Raw genomic sequence first — 2,028 nt, 5'->3', positions numbered from 1 at the left:
TGCATATTTGCTGTAATCATTGGACATATATTTCCTTTTCAATTGCAGTTTAAAGGTGGGAAAGGGCTTTCCACGGCATTGGGGGTATTGCTGATATATGATCCTATGACGTTGATTTATATTTTTGTTATCTTTTGTATCATGTTTATATTTGTTAAGGATCGAAATATTGATATTCTGGGTGCTTTTCTTCTTCTGCCTATGGTATTGATTATGGCGGATTATACCAGGGAATATATCCTTCTTTTTATTGCACTGGACCTAGTCTTTTTATATGCCTTTAAGGATAATATCAGAAGATTTATGAAAAAAAGAAGGCAAGGAATATGAAGAAAGTTGTATTCTAATTATCGTATGAATCGGGATACAATAAAGGTTACTATAGGTGAAATATAGCAGAGCACGGCATAGGGAGCGCTATGTAAAACTGTAATTCCTGTAATGATGAATATTATGAGTCCGTTTACATTCCATGGCATGAGAGGTGCGATTATGGTTCCTGTATCTGATATGGTTCGGGCGAGAAGCGTGTTGTCCACATCAAGCTCATGATATTTGTCCTTGAGACGTCGTCCAGGAATTACTATGCCAACGGTCTGGTCGCAGGTTATTACAGTCAGCATTCCACTGATCATTCCAGTCTTGAATATGAGGTTGCCCTTGGTTTTAACATTTGACATTACACTGTCTATTACAGGCTTTATGATTCCTGTTCCCTCGAAGAGGCTGCTGAGAGCAATGGCTCCCATGACTATTAGAATGACTTCAATCATGGATACGATGCCTCCGCTTATGAGTATCTCATTGAGTTCAGCTGTAGGGGTAGTTCCTTTGTATCCTAAGAAAATAGCTTTTATAATTCCTACAATATCCATGCCCTGCAAAGAGAAGCTTACTATGATTCCACCTATAAGTCCTGCTGAAATAGCTCTTATGGTATCCACTCCTGAAAATGAAAGGACCAGTACAATCATAGGCAGAAGCAGCAGGTATGGAGAAATATAGAACCCTTCCTTGATTGCTTGTTGGAACATGTACAGATTCGAGCTGTCCACAGTGGCATCATATCCCATTCCCAGAATATAGTAAAACATTGCTGATATAATATATATGGGTATAAAGGTAACCATCATTCTCTTCGTGGTATTTCTATAGGTTGTATTTGTCGTTGTCAATGTAAGGTTGAGAAGACCAGAAATTGGAGACACTTTGTCTGCTATGTATGCTCCCGAGATTATTGTTCCCAGGAGTATGTGGGGTGGTATTTCAAATCCCTTGCCTATGCCCAGAAGAGCAAGACCTATTGTGCTTATAGTGCCTACAGCAGTTCCCATGAAAACTGAAATGATGGAAGTTATGACAAAGGCCGCGAATAAAAAGTTTACTCCCTGCATATAGTTAAGTCCGTAGTAAATCATTGCTGGTACGGTGCCCGATGACAACCATATGGACATGGTGGCTCCAATGAGCAGAATAAGTACGTACAACATCCTGCAATCCCACAATCCAAACTTCATCATGGACAAAAGAGAGATTGAAGAAAATCCTCTTTGTCTGAACAAATTATATGAAAATGTTATTGCAATTAAAAATCCGTAGAACAGGGAAATTTCAAACAGTATGCAGCCTATTATTGATGCAAGGGTAACGGCAAAAACCATACCCGTATCTTTTTTAGTGTTTGTACCTTTTTTCAATTTACACCTCTATTGTGGTAGTTTGCGGTTCTTGTTGTGTTTTATTACAGAATAAGGTATATGGGTTATTTATTCAATACTTTTCTAACGCTTTTGAAATATCGTTTCAAAGGCTTGGCGAATCAACGAGGAGTGAATGGACATATTGTCAGTTGTTATATGATTTCAAGCGATTATTACAGTTACTCATGGCAAGAAGGTGTACTATAATGGAAAAAGTTTTAGAGGCATGGGTAAGTGCAGATTCTTTCGTCCCAATGTGGTGTTGCCATTTTTGTATTTGTATCTTTTTGAGTCTGTGAAGGAAGGTCTGTTAAAGAGAGCTTCTGTT

At 38.3% G+C, this 2,028-nt stretch carries 2 protein-coding genes; one reads left to right on the top strand and one right to left on the bottom strand.

Annotation, left to right across the window (positions count from 1 at the left end; all coding sequences use genetic code 11):
* A partial coding sequence (locus AC3AX0_RS12330) for a glycerol-3-phosphate acyltransferase (RefSeq protein ID WP_487550577.1) occupies positions 1-330 on the top strand: 330 nt, incomplete at its 5' end.
* A 17-nt stretch (positions 331-347) separates the two neighbouring features.
* On the opposite strand, the gene AC3AX0_RS12325 is transcribed toward AC3AX0_RS12330, so the two are convergent.
* The gene (locus AC3AX0_RS12325) at positions 348-1,697 is read right to left on the bottom strand and encodes a Na+/H+ antiporter NhaC family protein (RefSeq protein ID WP_487550576.1); all 1,350 of its coding nucleotides are present in this window, start codon (positions 1,695-1,697) and stop codon (positions 348-350) included.
* Between the last annotated feature and the right edge of the window lie 331 nt (positions 1,698-2,028).

Source organism: Dethiosulfatibacter sp., assembly GCF_983023055.1.
The sequence above is the reverse complement of the archived record's forward strand: the minus strand, read 5'-3'. Positions and strand labels throughout refer to the sequence as shown.